General features: G+C 73.1%; 18 protein-coding genes and 1 riboswitch. Of the genes, 14 read left to right on the forward strand and 4 right to left on the reverse strand.

Annotated elements, in window-relative coordinates; genetic code table 11:
- Positions 1–75 precede the first annotated feature (75 nt).
- Positions 76–292, forward strand: a riboswitch (cobalamin riboswitch).
- A 38-nt stretch (positions 293–330) separates the two neighbouring features.
- The 6 genes from cobW to cobJ all read left to right on the forward strand — a co-directional run bounded on the left by cobW (position 331) and on the right by cobJ (position 8,491).
- On the forward strand, positions 331–1,389 hold the full coding sequence (cobW, locus tag ABVN73_RS18920) for a cobalamin biosynthesis protein CobW (protein WP_353859801.1): 1,059 nt from the start codon (positions 331–333) through the stop codon (positions 1,387–1,389).
- Positions 1,390–1,551: 162 nt separating this feature from the next.
- On the forward strand, positions 1,552–4,953 hold the full coding sequence (gene cobN, locus ABVN73_RS18925; protein ID WP_353859802.1) for a cobaltochelatase subunit CobN: 3,402 nt from the start codon (positions 1,552–1,554) through the stop codon (positions 4,951–4,953).
- Positions 4,950–6,347: a precorrin-3B synthase gene (cobG, locus tag ABVN73_RS18930; RefSeq protein ID WP_353859803.1), complete on the forward strand. Its 1,398-nt coding sequence runs from the start codon at positions 4,950–4,952 to the stop codon at positions 6,345–6,347. Before cobN ends, cobG begins: the two co-directional genes overlap by 4 nt.
- Positions 6,337–6,978: a precorrin-8X methylmutase gene (locus ABVN73_RS18935; protein ID WP_353859804.1), complete on the forward strand. Its 642-nt coding sequence runs from the start codon at positions 6,337–6,339 to the stop codon at positions 6,976–6,978. Before cobG ends, ABVN73_RS18935 begins: the two co-directional genes overlap by 11 nt.
- Positions 6,975–7,715 carry a precorrin-2 C(20)-methyltransferase gene (locus ABVN73_RS18940; protein ID WP_353859805.1) on the forward strand — a complete coding sequence of 247 codons (741 nt, stop codon included), beginning with the start codon at positions 6,975–6,977 and terminating at the stop codon, positions 7,713–7,715. Before ABVN73_RS18935 ends, ABVN73_RS18940 begins: the two co-directional genes overlap by 4 nt.
- On the forward strand, positions 7,712–8,491 hold the full coding sequence (gene cobJ / locus ABVN73_RS18945; RefSeq protein WP_353859806.1) for a precorrin-3B C(17)-methyltransferase: 780 nt from the start codon (positions 7,712–7,714) through the stop codon (positions 8,489–8,491). The genes ABVN73_RS18940 and cobJ overlap by 4 nt, the downstream gene beginning before the upstream one ends.
- Before the next feature lie 161 nt (positions 8,492–8,652).
- Here cobJ and ABVN73_RS18950 read toward each other — a convergent pair whose 3' ends face one another.
- Positions 8,653–9,387, reverse strand: a complete 735-nt coding sequence (locus ABVN73_RS18950) for a cobalt-precorrin-6A reductase (RefSeq protein WP_353859807.1) — start codon at positions 9,385–9,387, stop codon at positions 8,653–8,655.
- 23 nt (positions 9,388–9,410) lie between these two features.
- On the opposite strand from ABVN73_RS18950, the gene cbiE reads away from it, so the two are divergent.
- From cbiE to cobM, 3 genes are read left to right on the forward strand one after another with little or no spacing between them, the layout of a single operon-like run.
- Positions 9,411–10,649 carry a precorrin-6y C5,15-methyltransferase (decarboxylating) subunit CbiE gene (gene cbiE, locus ABVN73_RS18955; protein ID WP_353859808.1) on the forward strand — a complete coding sequence of 413 codons (1,239 nt, stop codon included), beginning with the start codon at positions 9,411–9,413 and terminating at the stop codon, positions 10,647–10,649.
- Entirely contained in the window at positions 10,646–11,056 is a 411-nt protein-coding gene (locus ABVN73_RS18960) for a cobalamin biosynthesis protein (protein ID WP_353859809.1), read from the forward strand. Before cbiE ends, ABVN73_RS18960 begins: the two co-directional genes overlap by 4 nt.
- Complete coding sequence (gene cobM, locus ABVN73_RS18965; RefSeq protein ID WP_353859810.1) at positions 11,053–11,814, forward strand: precorrin-4 C(11)-methyltransferase; 762 nt, start codon at positions 11,053–11,055, stop codon at positions 11,812–11,814. The genes ABVN73_RS18960 and cobM overlap by 4 nt, the downstream gene beginning before the upstream one ends.
- Positions 11,815–11,819: 5 nt before the next feature.
- On the opposite strand, the gene ABVN73_RS18970 is transcribed toward cobM, so the two are convergent.
- Positions 11,820–12,962 (reverse strand): cobalt-precorrin-5B (C(1))-methyltransferase, encoded by a 1,143-nt coding sequence (locus ABVN73_RS18970; protein WP_353859811.1) that lies wholly within the window; start codon positions 12,960–12,962, stop codon positions 11,820–11,822.
- Here ABVN73_RS18970 and cobA point away from each other — a divergent pair.
- Genes cobA through bluB form a run of 3 tightly spaced genes read left to right on the forward strand, consistent with a single transcriptional unit; the run spans position 12,961 to position 15,762 of the window.
- On the forward strand, positions 12,961–13,767 hold the full coding sequence (gene cobA / locus ABVN73_RS18975; RefSeq protein WP_353859812.1) for a uroporphyrinogen-III C-methyltransferase: 807 nt from the start codon (positions 12,961–12,963) through the stop codon (positions 13,765–13,767). The two genes, ABVN73_RS18970 and cobA, sit on opposite strands and share 2 nt — an antisense overlap.
- Positions 13,760–15,106, forward strand: a complete 1,347-nt coding sequence (locus tag ABVN73_RS18980; protein ID WP_353859813.1) for a cobyrinate a,c-diamide synthase — start codon at positions 13,760–13,762, stop codon at positions 15,104–15,106. The genes cobA and ABVN73_RS18980 overlap by 8 nt, the downstream gene beginning before the upstream one ends.
- Positions 15,103–15,762 carry a 5,6-dimethylbenzimidazole synthase gene (gene bluB / locus ABVN73_RS18985; protein WP_353859814.1) on the forward strand — a complete coding sequence of 220 codons (660 nt, stop codon included), beginning with the start codon at positions 15,103–15,105 and terminating at the stop codon, positions 15,760–15,762. Before ABVN73_RS18980 ends, bluB begins: the two co-directional genes overlap by 4 nt.
- Positions 15,763–15,945: 183 nt before the next feature.
- Here the strand turns inward: bluB and bdcA are convergent, their stop codons facing one another.
- The gene (bdcA, locus tag ABVN73_RS18990; RefSeq protein WP_353859815.1) at positions 15,946–16,659 is read right to left on the reverse strand and encodes an SDR family oxidoreductase; all 714 of its coding nucleotides are present in this window, start codon (positions 16,657–16,659) and stop codon (positions 15,946–15,948) included.
- A 73-nt stretch (positions 16,660–16,732) separates the two neighbouring features.
- Here bdcA and ABVN73_RS18995 point away from each other — a divergent pair, with 73 nt between their 5' ends.
- Positions 16,733–17,332 (forward strand): helix-turn-helix domain-containing protein, encoded by a 600-nt coding sequence (locus tag ABVN73_RS18995; protein ID WP_353859816.1) that lies wholly within the window; start codon positions 16,733–16,735, stop codon positions 17,330–17,332.
- 127 nt (positions 17,333–17,459) lie between these two features.
- Entirely contained in the window at positions 17,460–17,909 is a 450-nt protein-coding gene (locus tag ABVN73_RS19000) for a carboxymuconolactone decarboxylase family protein (RefSeq protein WP_353859817.1), read from the forward strand.
- Between the two features lie 16 nt (positions 17,910–17,925).
- Here the strand turns inward: ABVN73_RS19000 and ABVN73_RS19005 are convergent, their stop codons facing one another.
- A complete protein-coding gene (locus ABVN73_RS19005) occupies positions 17,926–19,371 on the reverse strand; it encodes a PLP-dependent aminotransferase family protein (RefSeq protein WP_353859818.1) in 1,446 nt (481 codons plus the stop codon).
- Positions 19,372–19,377: the final 6 nt, after the last annotated feature.

A 19,377-nucleotide genomic window follows, 5' to 3' on the forward strand; every position in this document is an offset into this window, starting at 1 on the left:
CGGGCGGAGCGTTCCGGGTTCGCCGGCACGGTTTACGGGCGCCAAATGGCCGCTTGCAAATCGGGGGTCCGCCTGCAATTCTGCGCCTCCGACGGTGCCCCGTCCGCCATGAAGGCGCGGGGATAATAGGGAATGCGGTGCGGACCCGGATGGGGTCCAAGGCCGCGGCTGCCCCCGCAACTGTGTGCGGCGAGTCGGCCTCCGGACATGCCACGGGCCGCCAGGCCGGGAAGGCGGGAGGCGCGACGACGACCCGCGAGCCAGGAAACCTGCCGCCGGACCGACACTCATCCAATCCGCCGGGTGTGGCGGAGACAAGGAAGCCAGATCATGACCACCGGCCTGCCGACCGCCGGGAAGACCCCGGCCACCGTCATCACCGGCTTTCTCGGCGCCGGGAAGACGACGCTGATCCGCAGCCTGTTGGAGCAGGCCGGCGGGCGCCGTCTGGCGCTGATCATCAACGAGTTCGGCGACGTCGGCATCGACGGCGAGATCCTGCGCGCCTGCGGCGATCCCACCTGCAGCGAGGACGACGTGATCGAGCTGGCGAACGGCTGCCTGTGCTGCACCGTCGCCGACGATTTCGTCCCGGCCATCGAGAAGCTGCTGGCCCGCCCGCAGCCGCCGGAGCACATCATCATCGAGACGAGCGGCCTCGCCCTGCCGAAGCCGCTCGTCCAGGCCTTCCATTGGCCCGCGATCAAGACGCGGGTGACGGTGGACGGCGTGGTCGCGGTGGTCGATGCCGCCGCCGCCGCGGAGGGCCGCTTCGCCCCCGATCCGGCGGCGCTGGCTGCCCAGGCCGCCGAGGCCGGGCAGCTCGACCATGAGACCCCGGTGGAGGAGGTGTTCGAGGACCAGCTCCTCTGCGCCGACCTGATTGTGGTGAACAAGACCGATCTGGTGGACGCCGCCGATCTGGCGAAGGTCGAGGACCTGATCCGCGCCGCTATGGCGGAGGCCGGCACTGGACGCGAGGCCAAGATCCTGCGCGCCAGCAACGGCAAGGTCGATCCGGTCGTCCTGCTGGGCGTCGGCGCCGGGGCCGAGGACGACCTCGCCAACCGCCCCAGCCACCATGACGAGGAGGAGGGCCACGACCACGACGACTTCACCAGCTTCGTCGTGGAACTCGGCCCGCAGCCCGACCCGGCGGCCCTGGCGAAGACGCTGGAGCGGGTCGCCGCCGCCCACGGCGTGCTGCGCCTGAAGGGCTTCATCGATGTGCCGGGCAAGCCGATGCGCCTGTTGGTGCAGGGCGTGGGAACGCGCATCCAGACCCATTTCGACCGCTTCTGGAAGCCCGACGAGCCGCGCCGCAGCCGTCTGGTGGTGATCGGCGAGACGGGCCTGGACCGCGATGCCGTGACCGCGGCGCTGTCGTAAAAAGCCCTTCCCGTCCTGGGAGAGGGAGGGACCCGCGCGAAGCGCGGGAGGGTGAGGGCCGCACGCGGAGACCGCACCGATCCTCGCCCGCCCCCTCACCCGCCCGCTTCGCGGGCACCCTCTCCCGGGACGGGAGAGGGAGTGTTTGCAAAGCTGTGGCCCATGCACCTACTCGCCGCCCGCCAGGAAGACCTCGACGCCGGCCCCCAGGCCGTGGATCTGGGGCAGAGCCCGGCGGACCTCGTCGTCCTGTCCTTCTCCGACAGCGACCTGACGGCGCTCGCCGCCTGCTGGCAACGCCACCGCGACGCCCTGCCCTCCGATCCGTTGCCGACCCTGCGGCTGGCTAATCTCGCTCGGCTGGGGCACCCGCTGTCGGTGGACCTCTACGTCGAGTCCGTGATCCGCAAGGCGAAGCTGGTCGTTCTGCGGCTGCTCGGCGGGGCGGGCTACTGGCGCTACGGGCTGGACCATGTCGTCGCCGCCTGCCGGGAGTCCGGGGTGGCGCTGGCCGTGCTGCCCGGCTGCGCGCAGCCGAACCCCGCCCTGGAGGGCTACGGCACCGTTCCGGACGAGGCGGCGCAACGGATGTGGCGCTATTTCACCGAGGGCGGGCCGGACAACATCGCCAGCCTGCTGGCCTACGCCGCCACGCTGGCCGGGCAGGAGCGCCCCTGGCGCGAACCCGCGCCGGTTCCGCGCTTCGGCGTCTATGAAGGCTGGTCCCGCCAAGGCGCCGGACCATGCGCGCCGGTCGTCTTCTACCGCTCCCACCTGCTGGCCGGCGATCTGGAGCCGGTGCACGCCCTGTGCGACGCGCTGGCCGCGCGCGGCCTCGCCCCGCTGCCGCTGTTCGTGGCGAGCCTGAAGGAGCCGGACTGCGCCGCCTGGATGCGCGCCACCCTGACCGCCCGCGACGCCGCCGTCGTGCTGAACCTGACCGGCTTCTCGGCGGCGCGCGAGGACGGGTCGCCGCTGGAGGCCAACGGCACGCCGGTGCTCCAGGCCGTGCTGTCCACCACGCCCGAGGAGGGCTGGCGCGGCTCCGCCCGCGGCATGGGGCCGTCCGACCTCGCCATGAACGTCGTGCTGCCGGAGATGGACGGGCGAATCCTGACCCGCGCCATCGCCTTCAAGGCCGAAGGGACGCCGGACCCCGACCTGGAATTCGCCCCGACGTTGATCCGCCCGGTGCCCGACCGCGTGGCCTTCGCCGCCGATCTGGCGGCCGCCTGGGTGCGGCTGGGCGCCACGCCGCGGGCCGGGCGCAAGCTGGCGCTGGTGCTGTCCGACTATCCGGGGCCGGGCGGCGGCATCGGCCACGCGGTCGGCCTCGACACCCCGGCGAGCATCGTCGGCATCCTGGAACGGCTGCGCGCCGAGGGCTACGCGCTGGACGGGCTCCCCGCCGGCCCCGCCGCCCTGATGGAGTCGCTGACCGGCGGGGCCACCGCCGCACTGAGCCTTGAGGACTACCGCCGCCTCGCCCCGGCCGAGGCACGCGCCCGCATCGCGGAATGCTGGGGCGACGAGGAGGCCGACCCGCTCGTTGACGGTGCCATGTTCCGTTTCACGGTCCTCTCCTGCGGCAACGTCGCCGTCGCCGTGCAGCCGAGCCGCGGCCACGGCCCGCTGACCACCACCCAGCACCACGACCCGGAGACGCCGCCCAGCCACGGCTACTTCGCCTTCCACCTCTGGCTCCGCCATGCGCTGGGCGTCCACGCGCTGGTGCAGGTGGGGGCTCACGGGACGCTGGAATGGCTGCCGGGGAAGGCGGTGGCGCTCTCCGCCGACTGCTGGCCGGAGATCGTCGCCGGCCCCCTGCCCTGCCTCTACCCCTTCATCGTCAACAACCCCGGCGAGGGCGTGCAGGCGCGCCGCCGGCTGGGCGCCGTCCTGATCGGCCACCTGACCCCGCCGCCGGTGGAGGCCGGGCTGCACGGCGACCTCGCAGATCTTGAAACGGCCATCGACGAGTATTCCATGGCGACCGGGCTGGACCCGCGGCGGCTGGGCACGCTGCGCCAGACCATCCTGGATCTGGCCTGGAGGTCCGGCGTCGCCGCCGACTGCAACCTGCGGCCCGACGACGACCCCGACGCCATCCTCAGCCGCCTCGACGCGCATCTCTGCGACATCAAGGAAATGCAGATCCGCGACGGGCTGCACATCTTCGGCACCACGCCGGAGCCGGAGCGCCGCGCCCGTCTGCTCGCCGCCGTCGCCCGCTTCGGCAAGGCCGAGGAGGTCGCCCCGGCGCTGGACGCCTGCGGCGAGGCCGAGATGGCCGCCCTGCTGGCCGGGCTGGACGGGCGCTTCGTGAAGCCCGGCCCCGGCGGCTCCCCCGCGCGGGGGCGGGCCGACACGCTGCCCACCGGGCGGAACCTCTACGCGCTCGACCCGCGCGGCGTGCCGACGCCGACCGCCTGGACGCTGGGCTGGCAGGCGGCGGACGCGCTGATCACCCGCTACCTGCAGGACCACGGGGACTGGCCGAAGCGGCTGGTGGTCGATTGCTGGGGCACACCGGCCATGCGGACCGGCGGCGACGAGCTGGCGCAGGCCATGGCGCTGCTCGGCGTGCGCCCGCTGTGGGAGAACGGCTCCGGCCGGGTCACCGGCTTCGAGGTGATGCCGGCCTCCGTCCTCGGCCGGCCGCGGGTGGACGTGACGCTGCGCATCTCCGGCCTGTTCCGCGACGTCTTCCCGCAGCAGATCGCCCTGTTCGACCAGGCGGTCCGCGCCGTGATGGCGGAGGACGAGCCTGACGACGTCAACCCCGTCGCCGCCGCCTTGCGCGCCGACCGCGCCGAACTGGAGACCGGTGGCACACCAGCGGCGGAGGCGGAGCGCTGGGCCAGCGCGCGCGTCTTCGGCGCCGCTCCCGGCGCCTACGGCACGGCTCTGCCCGGCATGATCGCGCGCGGCGACTGGAGCGCGCGGGCCGACTTCGGCGCCGCCTATCTGGAGGGAAGCTGCCACGCCTATGGCAAGGGGCTAGAGGGCGTTCCGCTGCCCGCCCTGTTCCGCCGCCGCATCGGCGGGGCCGACGCGCTCGTCCACCACCAGGACCAGCGGGAGCACGACGTCCTCTCCACCGACGGCTTCATGCAGTATGAGGGCGGCTTCTCCGCCGCCGCCGCCGTGGTCGACAACGACCCGGCGCTCTACCATCTCGACAGTTCGGAGCCGGAGAGCGTGACCGTCCGGACGCTGGGCGAGGAGATCGCCCGCGTCCTGCGCGGCCGGGCGGCCAACCCGCGCTGGATCGACGGCATGATGCGCCACGGCTACCGCGGCGCGGGGGAGCTGGCGGCGAGTGTGGACACGCTGTTCGCCTTCGCCGCGACCACTACGGCGGTGCGGCCCCATCATTTCGACCAGTTGTACGACGCCTATGTGGACGACCGGCGGGTGTGGGACTTCCTGGCGCAGTCCAATCCGGCCGCCGCCCGGCATATCCTGGACCGGCTGACCGAGGCCCTGGAACGCGGTCTCTGGCACCCACGCCGCAACTCGACGGGCGACGATCTGCGCCGCCGCAAGGAGATGTCCGCATGAGCGCGATCACCGAACCGTGCAACGCCCTGCCCCGAAACCCACCGCGCCGGCGCGGCATGTGCCCCGGCGTCCTGGCCCCCATGGAGGTCGGCGACGGGTTGCTGGTCCGCGTGCGCGTCCCGGCGGGAGTCCTTCCCGCCGCCGCGGCGGCGCGGATCGCGGAGCTGGGGCGCCGTTACGGCAACGGTCTGGTCGATCTCAGCCACCGCGGGAACCTGCAGCTGCGCGGCGTCTCCGCGGCTGACATGGAAGCGCTGATCACGGCGCTTCGCACCCTCGGCTACGTCTCGGAGAACGCGGAGAGCGAGGCGGTGCGCAACGTGCTGACCTCCCCCACCGCCGGGCTGGACGGGGCGGCGGTGGGGGACGTGCGCCCCCACGCCCTGGCGCTCGACGCGCGGCTGGCGGCCGACCGGGACCTCCACCGGCTGCCGCCGAAGTTCGGCTGGCTGGTCGATGGCGGCGGGCAGGCCACCCTGTTCGACAGCAGCACCGACGTGCGCTTCGACGCGGTGGCAGGGGCAGTAAACGGGCCATTGTTCCGCGTCGGGTTGGGGGGTGATTTCGAGAAGGCCGCGCTGCTGGGTCACTGCCGCCCCGACGATCTGGTGGAGCTTGCGGCGGCGCTGGCGCGGACCTTCCTGGAGCTTCGCCAGACCCTGGCCGAGCCGCCGCGGCGCATGGCCGGGCTGGTCAGGGCGCTGGGGGTGGAGGCGCTGCGGGAGCGGGTGGGAGCGTGGTTGCTCACTTGCCCCCACCCTTCCCATGCTGCGCATGGGCCCCTTCCCTCCCCCGCTTCGCAGGAGAGGGAGGCTCAATCCCCTCCCCTGCGAAGCGGGGGAGGGTCAGGGTGGGGGCAAACGCCACCCACCCGACTCTTCCTCGGCCCCCAACCCTCCTGGCTGGGCGTCGCCTTCCCCTTCGGGCGGCTCGACTGCGACCGGCTGGAAGCGCTGGCCGCCCTTACCCATGAAATCCGCATTACCCCCTGGCGCGCCCTGCTGCTGGCCGCCCCGCAGGAGGGCACCGCCGAAAAAGCGACAGCCCTTGGCGGCATCCTCGACCATGGCGACATCCGGCTGAAACTCACCGCCTGCAGCGGCATCACCGGCTGCGACGTCGGCACCACCGACACCCACGCGGACGGCCTCGCCATCGCCGAGCGCGCGGCGGGCTTGCTGGAGGCGGTGCGGATGGTGCATGTCTCCGGCTGCGCGAAGGGCTGCGCCCATCCCGGCGCGGCGGATGTCACGCTCACCGCGCGGGAAGGCGTCTACGACGTCGCGCTGAACGCCGCCCCCGGCGGCACGCCCTGGCGGTCCGGCCTGACACCGCCCGAGGCCGTTACCGCCGTGGCCGGATTGTCTGTTGAGGAGTTGTCCCGTGTCCGCTGAGCCGCTTTACGACTACATCCGCGATGGAGCGGCCATCTACCGCCAGTCCTTCGCCACCATCCGGGCGGAGGCCGACCTGTCGGCCATCCCCGACGATCTGAAGCCGGTGGCGGTGCGCGTCATCCACGCCTGCGGCATGGTGGACGCGGTCAAGGACCTGATGTTCTCCCCCGACGTCGGGACGGCGGCGCGGACGGCCCTGCGCGGTGGCGCGGCGATCCTCTGCGACAGCGAGATGGTCGCCCACGGCATCACCCGGGCGCGCCTGCCGGCCGACAATCCCGTTATCTGCACGCTGCGCGACCCGGCGGTGCCGGAGCTTGCCAAACAGGTCGAGAACACCCGCTCCGCCGCCGCGCTGGAGCTGTGGGTGCCCCGGCTGGCCGGCTCGGTCGTCGCCATCGGCAACGCGCCGACCGCCCTGTTCAAGCTGCTGGAGATGATCCGCGACGGCGCGCCGAAGCCGGCGGCGGTGCTGGGCTTCCCGGTGGGCTTCGTGGGTGCCGCGGAAAGCAAGGACGCGCTGGCCGAGGCGCCCTTCGCTCTGCCCTTCCTGGCGATCAAGGGCCGGCGCGGCGGCAGCGCCATGGCGGCGGCGGCGGTCAACGCCCTGGCGAGCGACGTGGAATGAGCAACGAAACGCACAACACCGGCACCCTCTACGGTGTCAGCGTCGGCCCCGGCGATCCCGACCTGATGACCGTCCGCGCCATGCGGACCATCGGCGCCTGCCCGGTGGTCGCCTATTTCTGCAAGCGCGGCACCTCCGGACAGGCCCGGCGCATCGCCGACGCCTGCATCACGGCGGAGCACATCGAACTGCCGATGGTCTATCCGGTGACGGTCGAGCTGCCGCCCAGCCATCCCGACTATGGCCGCCAGATCGAGGCGTTCTTCGACGAGTCCGCCGAGCGGCTGGCCGAGCATCTCGCCGCCGGGCGCTCCATCGCCGCGCTGAACGAGGGCGACGCCTTCTTCTACGGCAGCTTCATGCACCTGTTCCTGCGGCTGGCCTCGCGCTTCCCGACGGAGGTGGTGCCGGGCGTGACCTCGATGATGTGCAGCGCCTCGCTGCTGCCGCGCCCGCTGACCCTGCGCGACGACGTGCTGTCGGTCATCCCCGGCACGCTGGGGGAGGAGGCGCTGCTGCGCGCGCTGCGCAACGCCGACGCCGCGGTCATCATGAAGCTGGGCCAGAACCTGCCCAAGGTCCGCCGCGCCGTGGAGGCCGCCGGGCTGGCCGACCGCGCCTGGTACATTGAGCGGGCGAGCATGGCGGACCAGCGCGTCATGCCCTTCCGCGAGGCGCCGGAGACGGCCCCCTATTTCTCGCAGATCGTCATCCCCGGCGAGGGGCTGCGGCGATGACCGCCGATCCGCAGGCCGGATGGCTGAAGGTCGTCGGGCTCGGCCCCGGCACCGAGGACTGGCTGACCCCGGAGGCTCGGCGCGACCTGGCGGAGGCGACCGACCTCGTCGGCTACTTCCCCTATGTGGACCGGGTGCCGCCGGGGCCGCAGGTGCGCCACGCCTCCGACAACCGGGTGGAGCTGGACCGCGCCCGCCACGCCCTCGAACTGGCGGCGGAGGGCCGCCGGGTGGCCGTGGTGTCGGGCGGCGACCCCGGAATCTTCGCCATGGCCGCCGCGGTGTTCGAGGCGCTGGACGATCCGGCCGCTCCCGCGGCGTGGCACCGCGTGCCGCTGTCCGTCGATCCCGGCATCTCCGCGATGCAGGCGGCGGCGGCGCGGGCCGGCGCGCCGCTCGGCCATGATTTCTGCGTCCTCTCGCTGTCCGACAACCTGAAGCCGTGGGAGGTGGTGCTGAAGCGCCTGCGTCTGGCGGCGGAGGCGGATTTCGTCATCGCGCTCTACAACCCGATCAGCCGCGCTCGCCCCTGGCAGCTCGGCGCCGCCTTCGACGCGCTGCGCGACCTCCGCTCGGCGGAGACGCCGGTGATCCTCGCCCGGGCGGTCGGCCGCCCCGACGAGGCGCTGACCGTCACCACTCTGGGCGCCGTGGACGCGGCGCAGGCCGACATGCGGACCTGCGTCATCATCGGCGCGTCCCACACCCGGCTGGTGCTGCGCGAGGGCGCGCAGCCGTGGGTCTACACGCCGCGCAGCTACGCGGTGCGGGGGTGAGAGCGTTGTCGAAACGGGCCCCCACCCTAACCCTCCCCCGCTGCGCGGGGGAGGGAATCCCCTCCCCCTGCTCTCGGCGGACCAAGGTCCGCCTGACGCGTCAGCGCAAGCTACGCTTGCGCGAGAGCGCAGCGGGGGGAGGCCGGGAGGGGGGCCCGACTCTACAGCCCCTCCAACCACGCCAACGCCGCCGCCGCGTCGTGCACCTCGGCCACGCCGTTGCCGGGCGGGCGTTCGACCATCACCACGGGAATCCCCCGGCGACGCGCGGCTTCCAGCTTCGCTTCTGTGGCGCTCCCGCCGCTGTTCTTGCTGACCACGACATCCACCCGATGCTCCTCCAGCAGAGCGCACTCCCCCTCCAGCGTGAAGGGGCCGCGGTCGAGGATCAGGCGGTAATCCGGCAGCTTCGGCGCGGGTTCCGGCGGATCGACGGCGCGGATCAGGTAGCGCTTGTCCGGCACCGCCTCGAAGGCCGCGACCTCCTGCCGGCCGATGGTCAGAAAGACGCTCTCGCCCAGCGGGCGCAGCGCCTCGGCGGCGGCGGCCATGTCCGGCACGCCGATCCAGCGGTCGCCCGCGCCCGGCTCCCAAGGCTTGCGGGTCAGCACCAGCAGCGGCACGCCCACCCGCGCGCAGGCCGCCGCGGCGTTGGCGGAGATCCCGTCGGCGAAGGGGTGCGTGGCGTCCACCACCGCGCCAATGCCGCTCTCCACGAGATGCGCCGCCAGCCCGTCCGCACCGCCGAAGCCGCCGATGCGGGTCGGCAGGGGCGGCAGGACCGGCTGTTTGGTGCGCCCGGCCAGGGACACCGTCGCGTCGATGCGCGGGTGGCCGCTGAGAAGACGGGCCAGCGCCGTGGCCTCGGTGGTGCCACCCAGAATCAGCGCCTTCATGCTTGTCCTCCTTGGGGTGCGCCATGACCGCCAAAGCCAATAGCACAGGACCGGGGCGTTGGCTGAGCGTCGTCGGCATCGGCGAGGACGGGTGGGACGGCTTGTCGCCCGCCGCCCGCGCGCTGGTGGAAGGCGCGGAGCTGCTGGCCGGCGGCGCCCGCCATCTGGCGCTGGTGCCGGAAGCCGTCGGACAGGAGCGCCTGCCCTGGCCCTCCCCCCTGTCGGACGCCTACCCCGCCCTGCTGGAGCGGCGCGGCCAACGGGTCTGCGTGCTGGCGAGCGGCGACCCGTCCTGGTACGGCATCGGCGCCACCCTGACCGGACTGGTCCCGGCGGACGAGATGCTGGCCATTCCGGCCCCCTCCGCCTTCAGCCTCGCCGCCGCCCGCCTGGGCTGGCCCTTGCAAGACTGCGGCGCCCTGACGGTGCACGGACGGCCGCTGGAACTGGTCATTCCGCATCTGCAACCGGGGGCGCGGCTGCTGGTCCTGTCCTGGGACGGAACGACCCCGGCCAAGTTGGCGGCGCTGCTGACGGCGCGCGGCTTCGGGCCGTCGCGCCTGACCGCCCTGGAATCCATGGGTGGACCGCGCGAGCGCAGCATCGTTGCGACGGCGGACGCGTGGCCGGCGGAGCGCGTGGCCGACCTGAACACGCTGGCGGTGGAATGCGTCGCCGCGCCCGGCGCCCGCGCCCTGCCGCGCACGCCGGGCCTGCCCGACGACTGGTTCGAGCATGACGGCCAGATCACCAAGCGGGAGATCCGCGCCGTCACCCTGTCCTGGCTGGCGCCGCGCCGCGGCGAACTGCTGTGGGACGTCGGCGCCGGCTCCGGCTCCATCGGCATCGAATGGATGCTGAGCGACCCGGCGAACCGCGCCATCGCCGTGGAGCACAAGGCCGACCGCGCCGCCCGCATTCCGGCCAACGCCGCCGCCTTCGGCGTGCCGGGGCTGGAGCTGGTGCGCGGCAAGGCGCCGGACGCGCTGGACGGCCTGCCGGCGCCGGACGCCGTGTTCATCGGCGGCGGGCTGACCAACGACGGGGTGCTGGACGCCTGCTGGGGGGCGCTGAAGCCCGGCGGGCGGATCGTCGCCAACGCGGTGACGCTGGAGAGCGAGGCGCTGCTGATCGCCACCCACAAGCGGCTGGGCGGGCAACTGTCGCAGATCGCCGTCAGCCGCGCCGCCCCCATCGGCGGCTTCACCGGCTGGCGCCCGCTGATGCCGGTCACGCTGTGGCTGGCGGAGAAGCCGCTGTGACGGCGGCTCGATTCATCGCGGCGGGCATCGGTTGCCGGGCGGGCTGTCCCGGCGCCGAGATCGCCGGGCTGATCCGCGCCGCCTTCGACGAAGCCGCGCTGGACGAGGCCGCGCGCCGTTCCGTCCAACTCGCGGCGCCGATGCGCAAGCGCAACGAGTCCGGGATGGCGGAGGCGGCGCGGCTGCTCGCCCTGCCCCTTCAGTTTGTTGACGATTCAGCGTTGGCTGCGGTTCAGAACCGGGTGCAGACCCGCTCCGCCCGCGTCGAGGCCGCGGTGGGTGTCGCCTCGGTCGCGGAGGCCGCCGCCCTGGCCGCCGCCGGGCCGGGCTCAACCCTCCTGCTGCCGCGCCGTTCCACCCCGCGCGCCACCTGCGCGCTGGCGATTTCCAGGGAAGTTTCCGCATGACCGTGCATTTCATCGGCGCCGGACCGGGTGCGCCCGACCTGCTGACCCTGCGCGGGCGCGACCTGATCGCGTCCTGCCCGGTCTGCCTCTACGCCGGGTCGCTGGTGCCGAAGGAGATCATCGCCCACGCCCCGCCGGGCGCCCGGATCGTCGACACCGCGCCGCTGACGCTCGACCAGATCGTCGCCGAGTTCAAGGCGGCGCACGCGGCCGGCCAGGATGTGGCGCGGCTGCATTCCGGCGACCTGTCGGTCTACAGCGCGCTCGGCGAGCAGACGCGGGCTCTGCGGGAGCTGGGCATCCCCTACGACATCACGCCGGGCGTCCCGGCCTTCGCCGCGGCCTCGGCAGCGCTGGGGCGGGAGTTGACCCTGCCGGAGGTCAGCCAGACGCTGATTTTGACACGGACGGAGGGCCGCGCCTCGGCCATGCCGGCGAACGAGACGCTGGAGGTGCTGGGGCGGTCGGGCGCCACGCTGGCCATCCACCTGTCGATCCACGTCGTTGACCGGGTGGTGGAGCGGCTGACTCCGCTCTACGGCGCCGACTGCCCGGCGGCGGTGGTCTATCGCGCGACCTGGCCGGACGAGCGCGTGCTGCGCGGCACGCTGGCCGACATCGCCGCCCAAGTGGCGGACTCGCCGATGGAGCGCACCGCCCTGATCCTGGTCGGCCCGGCGCTGGGGGTGGAGGATTTCCGGTGCAGCGCGCTCTACGACGGATCGCATGTGCGCCGCTACCGGGGGCTGGGGGAGTGAGGGAATCAAGGTCCCGCCCACCCGGACGCGCCCACGATGGTGCCCTGGCGGTCGGTGACCAGCACCTCGACCGCCACGGGGGCGCCGTCCAGCGTCTCCAGCGCCGTGCGTTGCGCCAGCGCCGCCACACGGTCGGCCAGCGGCAGCCCGGCCTCCCTGGCGATGCCCAGGACCTGCGCGGCGGTGTTGGCGGCGCGGGCCTCGGCCACGCGCTCCGGAGCGGCGCCCAGCTCGGCCATGCGGTCGGCCAGCCAGTCGAGATCGACGCTGCCGCGCTTGGAATGGAGGTCGAGCAGGCCGCGCGCCAGCTTGCCGAACTTGGCGAAGCCGCCGCACAGAGTCAGGCGCGGGATCGGGTGGCGGCGCAGGTATTTCAGCGTGCCGCCCGCGAAATCGCCCATGTCGAGCAGCGCGTGCTCCGGCAGGCCGTAGCGCGCGACCACCGCCTTTTCCGAGGTGTCGCCGGTGCAGGCGGCGACGTGGCCCAGCCCCGCCGCCCGCGCCACGTCGACGCCGCGCTGGATCGAGGCGATCCAGGCCGCGCAGGAGTAGGGCACGACGATCCCCGTCGTCCCCAGGATCGACAGCCCGCCGAGGATGCCCAGCCGCGGGTTCATGGTGCGGCGGGCCAGCGCCTCCCCATTCTCCACCGAGACTTCGACGACGACGTCGGGGGCCTCGCCGGCCAGCGCCGCGGCGTCCGCGACCGCTTGGCGGATCATCGCGCGGGGCACCGGGTTGATGGCCGGTTCGCCGACCGGAACCGGCAGGCCGGGGCGGGTCACCGTGCCCACCCCCTCCCCCGCGCGGAAGACCACGCCCTGGCCCGGTTCGGCGCGGCTGACGCGGGCACGGATCAGCGCGCCGTGGGTCACGTCCGGGTCGTCGCCGGCGTCCTTGACCACCCCCGCCGCCGCCCAGCCCTCGCCGCGGTCCGTCCAGGCGAGCGCGAAGGCTGGCGTCTGGCCGCCGGGCAGGGTTACCGTCACCGGATCGGGGAAGTCGCCGGTGAACAGCGCCCCGCAGGCCGCGCGCGCGGCGGCGGTGGCGCAGGCACCCGTCGTCCAGCCCCGCCGCAGCGCCTTGCCGTCGCCGCCACCGCCTTCGCCGCCGTCCACACCGTTTTCCGTCGCTGAGTGCTCGTCCATGACCGCAGAGCCGTCGCCCGACTCCCTTTCTCTTCCTCTGGAACTGGCCGATTTCCGGCCCGGCAGCGTGTGGCTGGCGGGGGCCGGTCCCGGCGACCCCGGCCTGCTGACCCTGCTGGCCCTGCAAGGTCTAAGGCAAGCCGACGTGATCGTCCATGACGCGCTGGTCGGTGAACGGATCATGGCGCTGGCGGCGCCCTCGGCAAGGCTGGAGTTCGCCGGCAAGCGCGGCGGCAAGCCCTCCGCCCACCAGGACGACATCACCAACCGCCTGATCGAGCTGGCCGGCGAGGGCCACCGCGTGCTGCGGCTGAAGGGCGGCGACCCCTTCGTCTTCGGACGCGGCGGCGAGGAGGCGCAGGCCCTGGCCGAACGGGGCATCCCCTTCCGCATCATCCCCGGCATCACCGCGGGCATCGCCGGCCCGGCCTACGCCGGCATCCCGGCGACCCATCGAACGGCCAACCAGGCGGTGATCCTGGCGACCGGCCATTCCTGCGCCGGCGGGCCGGACTGGAGGGCGCTGGCCGCGACGGGCGCGCCGCTGATCCTCTACATGGCCTGGAAGGGCCTGCCCGGAATCGCCGCCGCGCTGATGGAGGGCGGGCGGCCCGCCGATACGCCGGTCGGCGTGGTGACCGACGCGACGACCGAGCGGCAGCGCGTGCTAGTCACCTCGCTCGGCGCCTGCGTCGCCGACCTGGAGGCGAGCGGGATGGAGCCCCCGGCCATCATCGTGATCGGCGAGGTGGTTCGGCTGCGTCCCGTGCTCGACTGGTTGCCGAAGGAGGCCGTCCATGGCTGAGGCCCCTATGTCTGAGGCCGCACCGCGCGGGCTGATCGTCGGGGCGCCGGCGTCGGGCACCGGCAAGACCACCGTCACGCTGGGGCTGCTGGTCGCCCTGAAGGCGCGCGGCCTGCGCGTCGGCGCGGTGAAGGCGGGACCGGACTACATCGACCCGGCCTTCCATCGGGCGGCGACCGGGCGGCCCAGCCTGAACCTCGACAATTGGGCGATGGGACCGGACCTGCTGGATTCGCTGGCCCGCCGCGCCGGGGAGGGCACCGACCTGCTGGTCTGCGAGGCGCTGATGGGCCTGTTCGACGGGGTGGCCGGCGTGGGCGCGACCGGAACCGGCGCCACGTCGGAGCTGGCCGCGCGCACCGGCTGGCCGGTGATCCTGGTGGTCAACGCCAAGGGCCAGTCGCAGTCCGCCGCCGCGCTGGTCAAGGGCTTCGCCACCTACCGCGACGATGTGCGGATCGGCGGGGTGATCCTGAACAACGTCGCCAGCCCGCGCCACCTCGCCCTGGCCGGCGGCGCCATCGAGGCGCTGGGCATCCCCGTCCTCGGCTCTCTGCCCCGCACCCCCGACGTGATCCTGCCCGAACGTCATCTCGGCCTGATCCAGGCGGAGGAGACGGCGGACCTTCAGGAGCGTCTGGCGGCGCTCGGCCGCTTCATCGCGCAGCACGTCGACCTCGACCGGGTGGCGGCGCTCGCCGCCCCCTCCCGCGCGCCGGAGGGGAGCTTCACGCCCGCCCTGCCGCCGCTGGGCCAGCGCGTCGCCATCGCGCGCGACGCCGCCTTCACCTTCGTCTACCCGCATCTGCTGGAGGGGTGGCGCGCGGCGGGCGCCGAGGTGACCCACTTCTCGCCCCTGGCCGACGAGGCGCCGCCCGACGACGCGGACGCCGTCTATCTGCCCGGCGGCTATCCGGAACTGCACGCCGGACGCCTCGCCGCCGCCGGGCGCTTCCGCGCGGGCATGCACCGCGCCGCGCAGGCCGGGCGCCCGATCTATGGCGAGTGCGGCGGCTACATGGCGCTGGGCGAGTCGCTGGAGGACGCGGCGGGCACCACCCACCCGATGCTCGGGCTGCTCGGGGTGCGGACCTCCTTCGCCAAGCGCAAGCTGCATCTGGGATACCGCCGCGCCGTCCTGCTGGGCGACACGCCGCTGGGCCGGGCGGGCACGGCGCTGCGCGGGCACGAGTTCCACTACGCCTCCATCCTCGACCGCGGGGCCGACGAGCCGCTGGTCACCGCCACGGCGGCGGACGGGTCGGACCTCGGGCCGCTCGGCGGACGGCGCGGCAGCGTCTTCGCCAGCTTCTTCCACGTCATTGCGGCGGACCGATGAGCGACCACGCCTTCGCACCGGAGGAGCGGGACGCGCTCTACAAGGCGATCTTCTCCCGCCGCGACGTGCGCGGGCAGTTCGCCCCCGACCCGGTGCCCGACGAGGTGCTGACCCGCGTGCTGACCGCCGCGCACCACGCGCCGTCGGTCGGCTTCATGCAGCCCTGGAATTTCATCGTCGTGCAGGACCCGGCGGTGAAGGCGCGGGTCCACGCCGACTTCACCCGGGCCAACGAGGAGGCCGCCGCCCTCTTCACCGGTGAGCGCAAGGCGCTCTACAGCCGCCTGAAGCTGGAAGGCATCCGCGAGGCGCCGGTCAACCTGTGCATCACCTGCGACCGCGAGCGTTCCGGCCCGGTGGTTCTGGGGCGGACGCACATCCCGATTATGGACCTCTATTCCTGCGTCTGCGCGGTGCAAAACCTCTGGCTGGCCGCGCGGGCGGAGGGCCTGGGCGTCGGCTGGGTCAGCATCCTGCACGAGGACAAGCTGCGCGAGGCGCTGGGCATCCCGGAGCGGATCGTCCCGGTGGCCTACCTCTGCCTTGGCTACGTCAGCCATTTCCACGAGACCCCGGAACTGGAGAAAGCCGGCTGGCGCAGCCGGCTCCCCCTTGAGGACCTCGTCTTTCGCGACCGTTGGGGCGGAACGACCTGAAGCGAATTTTCATTCGCTTCCGATTCACACGGCCTCATTTGCCGGCTCTCAGCGGATGCCGATGGCATCCGCCTGCCGCCAGCGGGAACGATGTTCCCGCGAGAGGCGGGCTTCGGCCGCATGTGCGGCCGGGTCCGGCGTCGCGGTCCAAAGCGGATTGCAATCCGCTTCAACGGGCGGCCGTCAGGCCCCGAAGCCGCCGTCGATGGTCTGGAACGAGCCGGTGATCATCGCCCCGTGCGGACCGGCGACGAAGGCGGTCAGCTCGGCGACCTCGCTGGCGTGGGCGTGGCGCTTGATCGCCATGAAGCTGTGCATGGCCGCGGCCATCGGGCCGTCGGCCGGATTCATGTCGCTGTCGGTCGGCCCCGGCTGGATGGCGTTGACGGTGATCCCGCGGTCCCCGAAATCGCGCGCCAGGCCGCGCACCATTCCCTGGACCGCCGCCTTGGTGAGCGCGTAGGCCGCCCCGCCCGCGAAGGGCATGCGGTCGCCGTTCACCGACCCGATGACGATGATCCGCCCCGGCCCGGTCATGTGACGCGCCGCCTCGACCGCGGCGTGGTAGGGCCCGCGCACGTTGATGTCGATCATGCGGTCCACCGCGTCGGGGTCGAAGGTCAGCGGATCGCCGATCATCACGACCCCGGCGTTGACGACCAGCACGTCCAGCGCGCCCCGCCCGGCCACCGTGGCGATCACCGCGTCGCGGTCGGCGCTGTCGGCGCGGATCGCCTCGGACCCGGTTTCGGCGGCCAGGGCCGCGGCGGCCTCCGCCGAGCCGGCGTAGGTGAAGGCGACCCGCCCGCCGCCCGCCGCGAAGCGCTGGACGATGGCCTTGCCGATTCCCCGGCTGCCGCCCAGCACCAGGATGTTCTTTCCCGCGAAGTCGCTCATGATCGGCTCCTTGAATTAATGTAGTGACCGCTATATAAAATCACCCCAGGGCATCGCGCAAGGATTTTTTATAGTGACCGCTACAAAAAAATCGGAGCCGCGCGGACGGCGGCGTTCCTTCGACGTGGACGAGGCGGTGGAGACGGCGATGCGGCTGTTCCACGCCCGCGGTTACGACGCGGTCGGCGTGGCCGAGCTGGGCGCCGAGTTGGGCATCAAACCACCAAGCTTCTACGCCGCCTTCGGCAGCAAGGCCGGGCTGTTCGAACGGACCCTGCGCCGCTACGCGGCGGGCGAGGCCAACGTCTTCGCGCGCGCCCGGGCGGAGGGCGGCGACGTGGCGACGGTGATCGGACGGACGCTGGCGCTCGCCGCGGAGCTTTACCCCTGCCAGGACGGGACGGCGGGCTGCCTCGTGCTCGACGGGGCGCGCAACAGCGCCGACCCGGAGGCGCAGTCCCTGGCCGATGCGGCCAAGCGGGAAGGCCGCGCCGCGGTCCGGGACTTCATCGCCACCGAAGCGCCGGACCACGCCGACGCGCTGGCCGACCTCGTGTTTGTCGCGATGATGGGGATGTCGGCGGCGGCCCGCGACGGCGCGGACCGGGAACGGCTGGAGCGGGTGGCCGCCATGATGGACCGCGCCTTCCGCCGGGAGCTGTCGGGCGTCTGATGCGGACGGCCCTGCGGGGGGATGGTGCAGGATTTCCGTCACGTCTTGGTCCTTACGGCTGACCGGCGGGAGGCGCAGGATCGGCGGCAGCCGGGAACGTTCCCGCCCCCTTTGAGGATCAACCACCATGTCCCCGCGTCTCGACTATCACGCCACCACCCCCGCCGGCATGAAGGCCCTCGCCGGCGCGCACGGTTACGTCAGCCAGTGCGGGCTTCCGGTCACGCTGATCGATCTCGTGTACCTTCGGGTTTCGCAGATCAACGGTTGCGCCTATTGCATCGACCTGCACAGCCGCGATCTTCTGAAGAACGGCGTCACCATCGACAAGCTGGTGCTGGTGCCGGTCTGGCACGAGGCCGGAACGCTGTTCACCGACCGCGAGCGCGCCGCGCTGCGCTGGGCGGAAACCGTGACGCGGGTGGCCGAAACCGCCGTCCCGGACGTGGAGTTCCAGGCGGTGTCGGCCCTGTTCTCAGAGAAGGAGGTGGCCGACCTGACGATCGCCATCGGCCTGATGAATCTCTACAACCGCCTCGCCATCAGCTTCCGCACGGTTCCCGCCGCGGCCCGCTGAGCGCATTCTTGCAGAGTCAGCCGTGCCGCTTCACCAAGCCGATCAAGCGGCGGCAGTCGTCGGACAGGCGCCGGTCCTGAAGGTTGGTGATGCCCAGCAGCAGACCTTGGGGCCGCGCGGCCTCCGGGCCATCGGCGTACCAGGGCGACAGCGGCACCGGCGCGAGGCCGTCCGCCCGCGCCGCCGCGGCGATGGCGATGTCGCGGCTGCCCGGTGGCAGGAGCAGGCGGACCGACAGGCTACCCGACGCCTCCACAGCCATCGGCGCCTCCGCCCCCACGGCGTCGCGCATGGCCGCCAGGAGCGCCTGCTGGCGGACGGCGTAAAGCCGCTTCATCCGGCGCAGGTGCCGGAAATAATGCCCGCTCGTCATGAAGTCCGCCACCGCCCGTTGCAGTCCTGCGGCCGGAGCCGGGGACAGGCAGGCGGCGGCCTCGCCGAAGAGACCGGCCAGCCCCGGCGGCACCATCAGGAAGCCGAGCCGAAGCGCCGGGCTGATCGTCTTGCTGAAGGTGCCGGCGTGCAGCACCCGCCCATGCCGGTCCAAGGAGGCCAGCGCCGGGGCGGCCCGGCCCTTCAGCTGCAGTTCGCTGAGATAGTCGTCCTCGACGATCCAGGCCCCGGTCCGCGACGCCCAGTCCAGCAGGGCGAGGCGGCGCGGCAAGGTCATGGTCACGCCGAGCGGCGCCTGCTGGCCGGGAGTCACCACGGCCAGACCCGCCGCAGGCGCGCGCGCGATTCCAGCGTCCACATCGATCCCGGCGGCGTCCACCGGCACGGGAAGCACGGTCATGCCGGCGAGGTGAAGGGCGCGGCGGGTCAGGGGAAAGCCGGGTTCCTCCATCCAGGCGGTGGCGCCGTCCAGCCGCAAGGCCCGAATCACCAGGCCGAGCGCGCCGGAATAGCCCGCCGTGATGAAAATCTGCTCCGGCGTGCAGCGGATGCCGCGGGCGATGGCCAGCACGGCGGCGATCTCGCGCCGCAATTCCGGATGGCCGCGAGGATCGGGATAGCCGACCGGAGCCGCCGCCGCGGCCCGCGCTGCCCGCCCGACGATCCGGGACCACAGGGTGAAGGGAAAGGCGTCCTGCGCCGGCACGCCCATCTGGAAGGGCAGCGGCGCCCGCTCGACATAGGAAAACAACTCCAGGAGGGAGGGGGTCTGGACCGGCCCGTCGGGGGACGGCCCCGCTATGGCCCCTTCGGCGACCCGCGTCCCCGCGGCGCCCAGGCCGACCGCAAGCTGTTCGTCGATCAGCCGCTCATAGGCGTCGCGCACCGTCCCACGGGACACCCCGAGCTGCGCGGCCAGATCCCGCCAGGACGGCAGCCGCGCCCCGCCGGCCAGCCGGCCCTCGCGGATGGCGTCGCGCAAGGCGGCATGGATCTGTGCGGACAGCGGAACCTTCGCGGTCCGGCTGAGGGCGATATCCAGAGGTTCCGGCGGCGGCAGGGCGGGCATGGGCCG

The organism is Azospirillum formosense, assembly GCF_040500525.1.
Classification (GTDB): Bacteria; Pseudomonadota; Alphaproteobacteria; order Azospirillales; family Azospirillaceae; genus Azospirillum; species Azospirillum formosense_A.

Bases quoted from the DNA above. Each gene is read 5' to 3' on its own strand.
- cobN (WP_353859802.1), top strand. From the start codon at position 1,552: ATGCACCTACTCGCCGCCCGCCAGGAAGACCTCGACGCCGGCCCCCAG.
- cobW (WP_353859801.1), top strand. From the start codon at position 331: ATGACCACCGGCCTGCCGACCGCCGGGAAGACCCCGGCCACCGTCATC.
- ABVN73_RS18970 (WP_353859811.1), bottom strand. From the start codon at position 12,962: ATGGACGAGCACTCAGCGACGGAAAACGGTGTGGACGGCGGCGAAGGC.
- cobG (WP_353859803.1), top strand. From the start codon at position 4,950: ATGAGCGCGATCACCGAACCGTGCAACGCCCTGCCCCGAAACCCACCG.
- ABVN73_RS18980 (WP_353859813.1), top strand. From the start codon at position 13,760: ATGGCTGAGGCCCCTATGTCTGAGGCCGCACCGCGCGGGCTGATCGTC.
- ABVN73_RS18940 (WP_353859805.1), top strand. From the start codon at position 6,975: ATGAGCAACGAAACGCACAACACCGGCACCCTCTACGGTGTCAGCGTC.
- ABVN73_RS18950 (WP_353859807.1), bottom strand. From the start codon at position 9,387: ATGAAGGCGCTGATTCTGGGTGGCACCACCGAGGCCACGGCGCTGGCC.
- cobM (WP_353859810.1), top strand. From the start codon at position 11,053: ATGACCGTGCATTTCATCGGCGCCGGACCGGGTGCGCCCGACCTGCTG.
- bluB (WP_353859814.1), top strand. From the start codon at position 15,103: ATGAGCGACCACGCCTTCGCACCGGAGGAGCGGGACGCGCTCTACAAG.
- cobA (WP_353859812.1), top strand. From the start codon at position 12,961: ATGACCGCAGAGCCGTCGCCCGACTCCCTTTCTCTTCCTCTGGAACTG.
- bdcA (WP_353859815.1), bottom strand. From the start codon at position 16,659: ATGAGCGACTTCGCGGGAAAGAACATCCTGGTGCTGGGCGGCAGCCGG.
- cobJ (WP_353859806.1), top strand. From the start codon at position 7,712: ATGACCGCCGATCCGCAGGCCGGATGGCTGAAGGTCGTCGGGCTCGGC.
- ABVN73_RS19005 (WP_353859818.1), bottom strand. From the start codon at position 19,371: ATGCCCGCCCTGCCGCCGCCGGAACCTCTGGATATCGCCCTCAGCCGG.
- ABVN73_RS19000 (WP_353859817.1), top strand. From the start codon at position 17,460: ATGTCCCCGCGTCTCGACTATCACGCCACCACCCCCGCCGGCATGAAG.
- cbiE (WP_353859808.1), top strand. From the start codon at position 9,411: ATGACCGCCAAAGCCAATAGCACAGGACCGGGGCGTTGGCTGAGCGTC.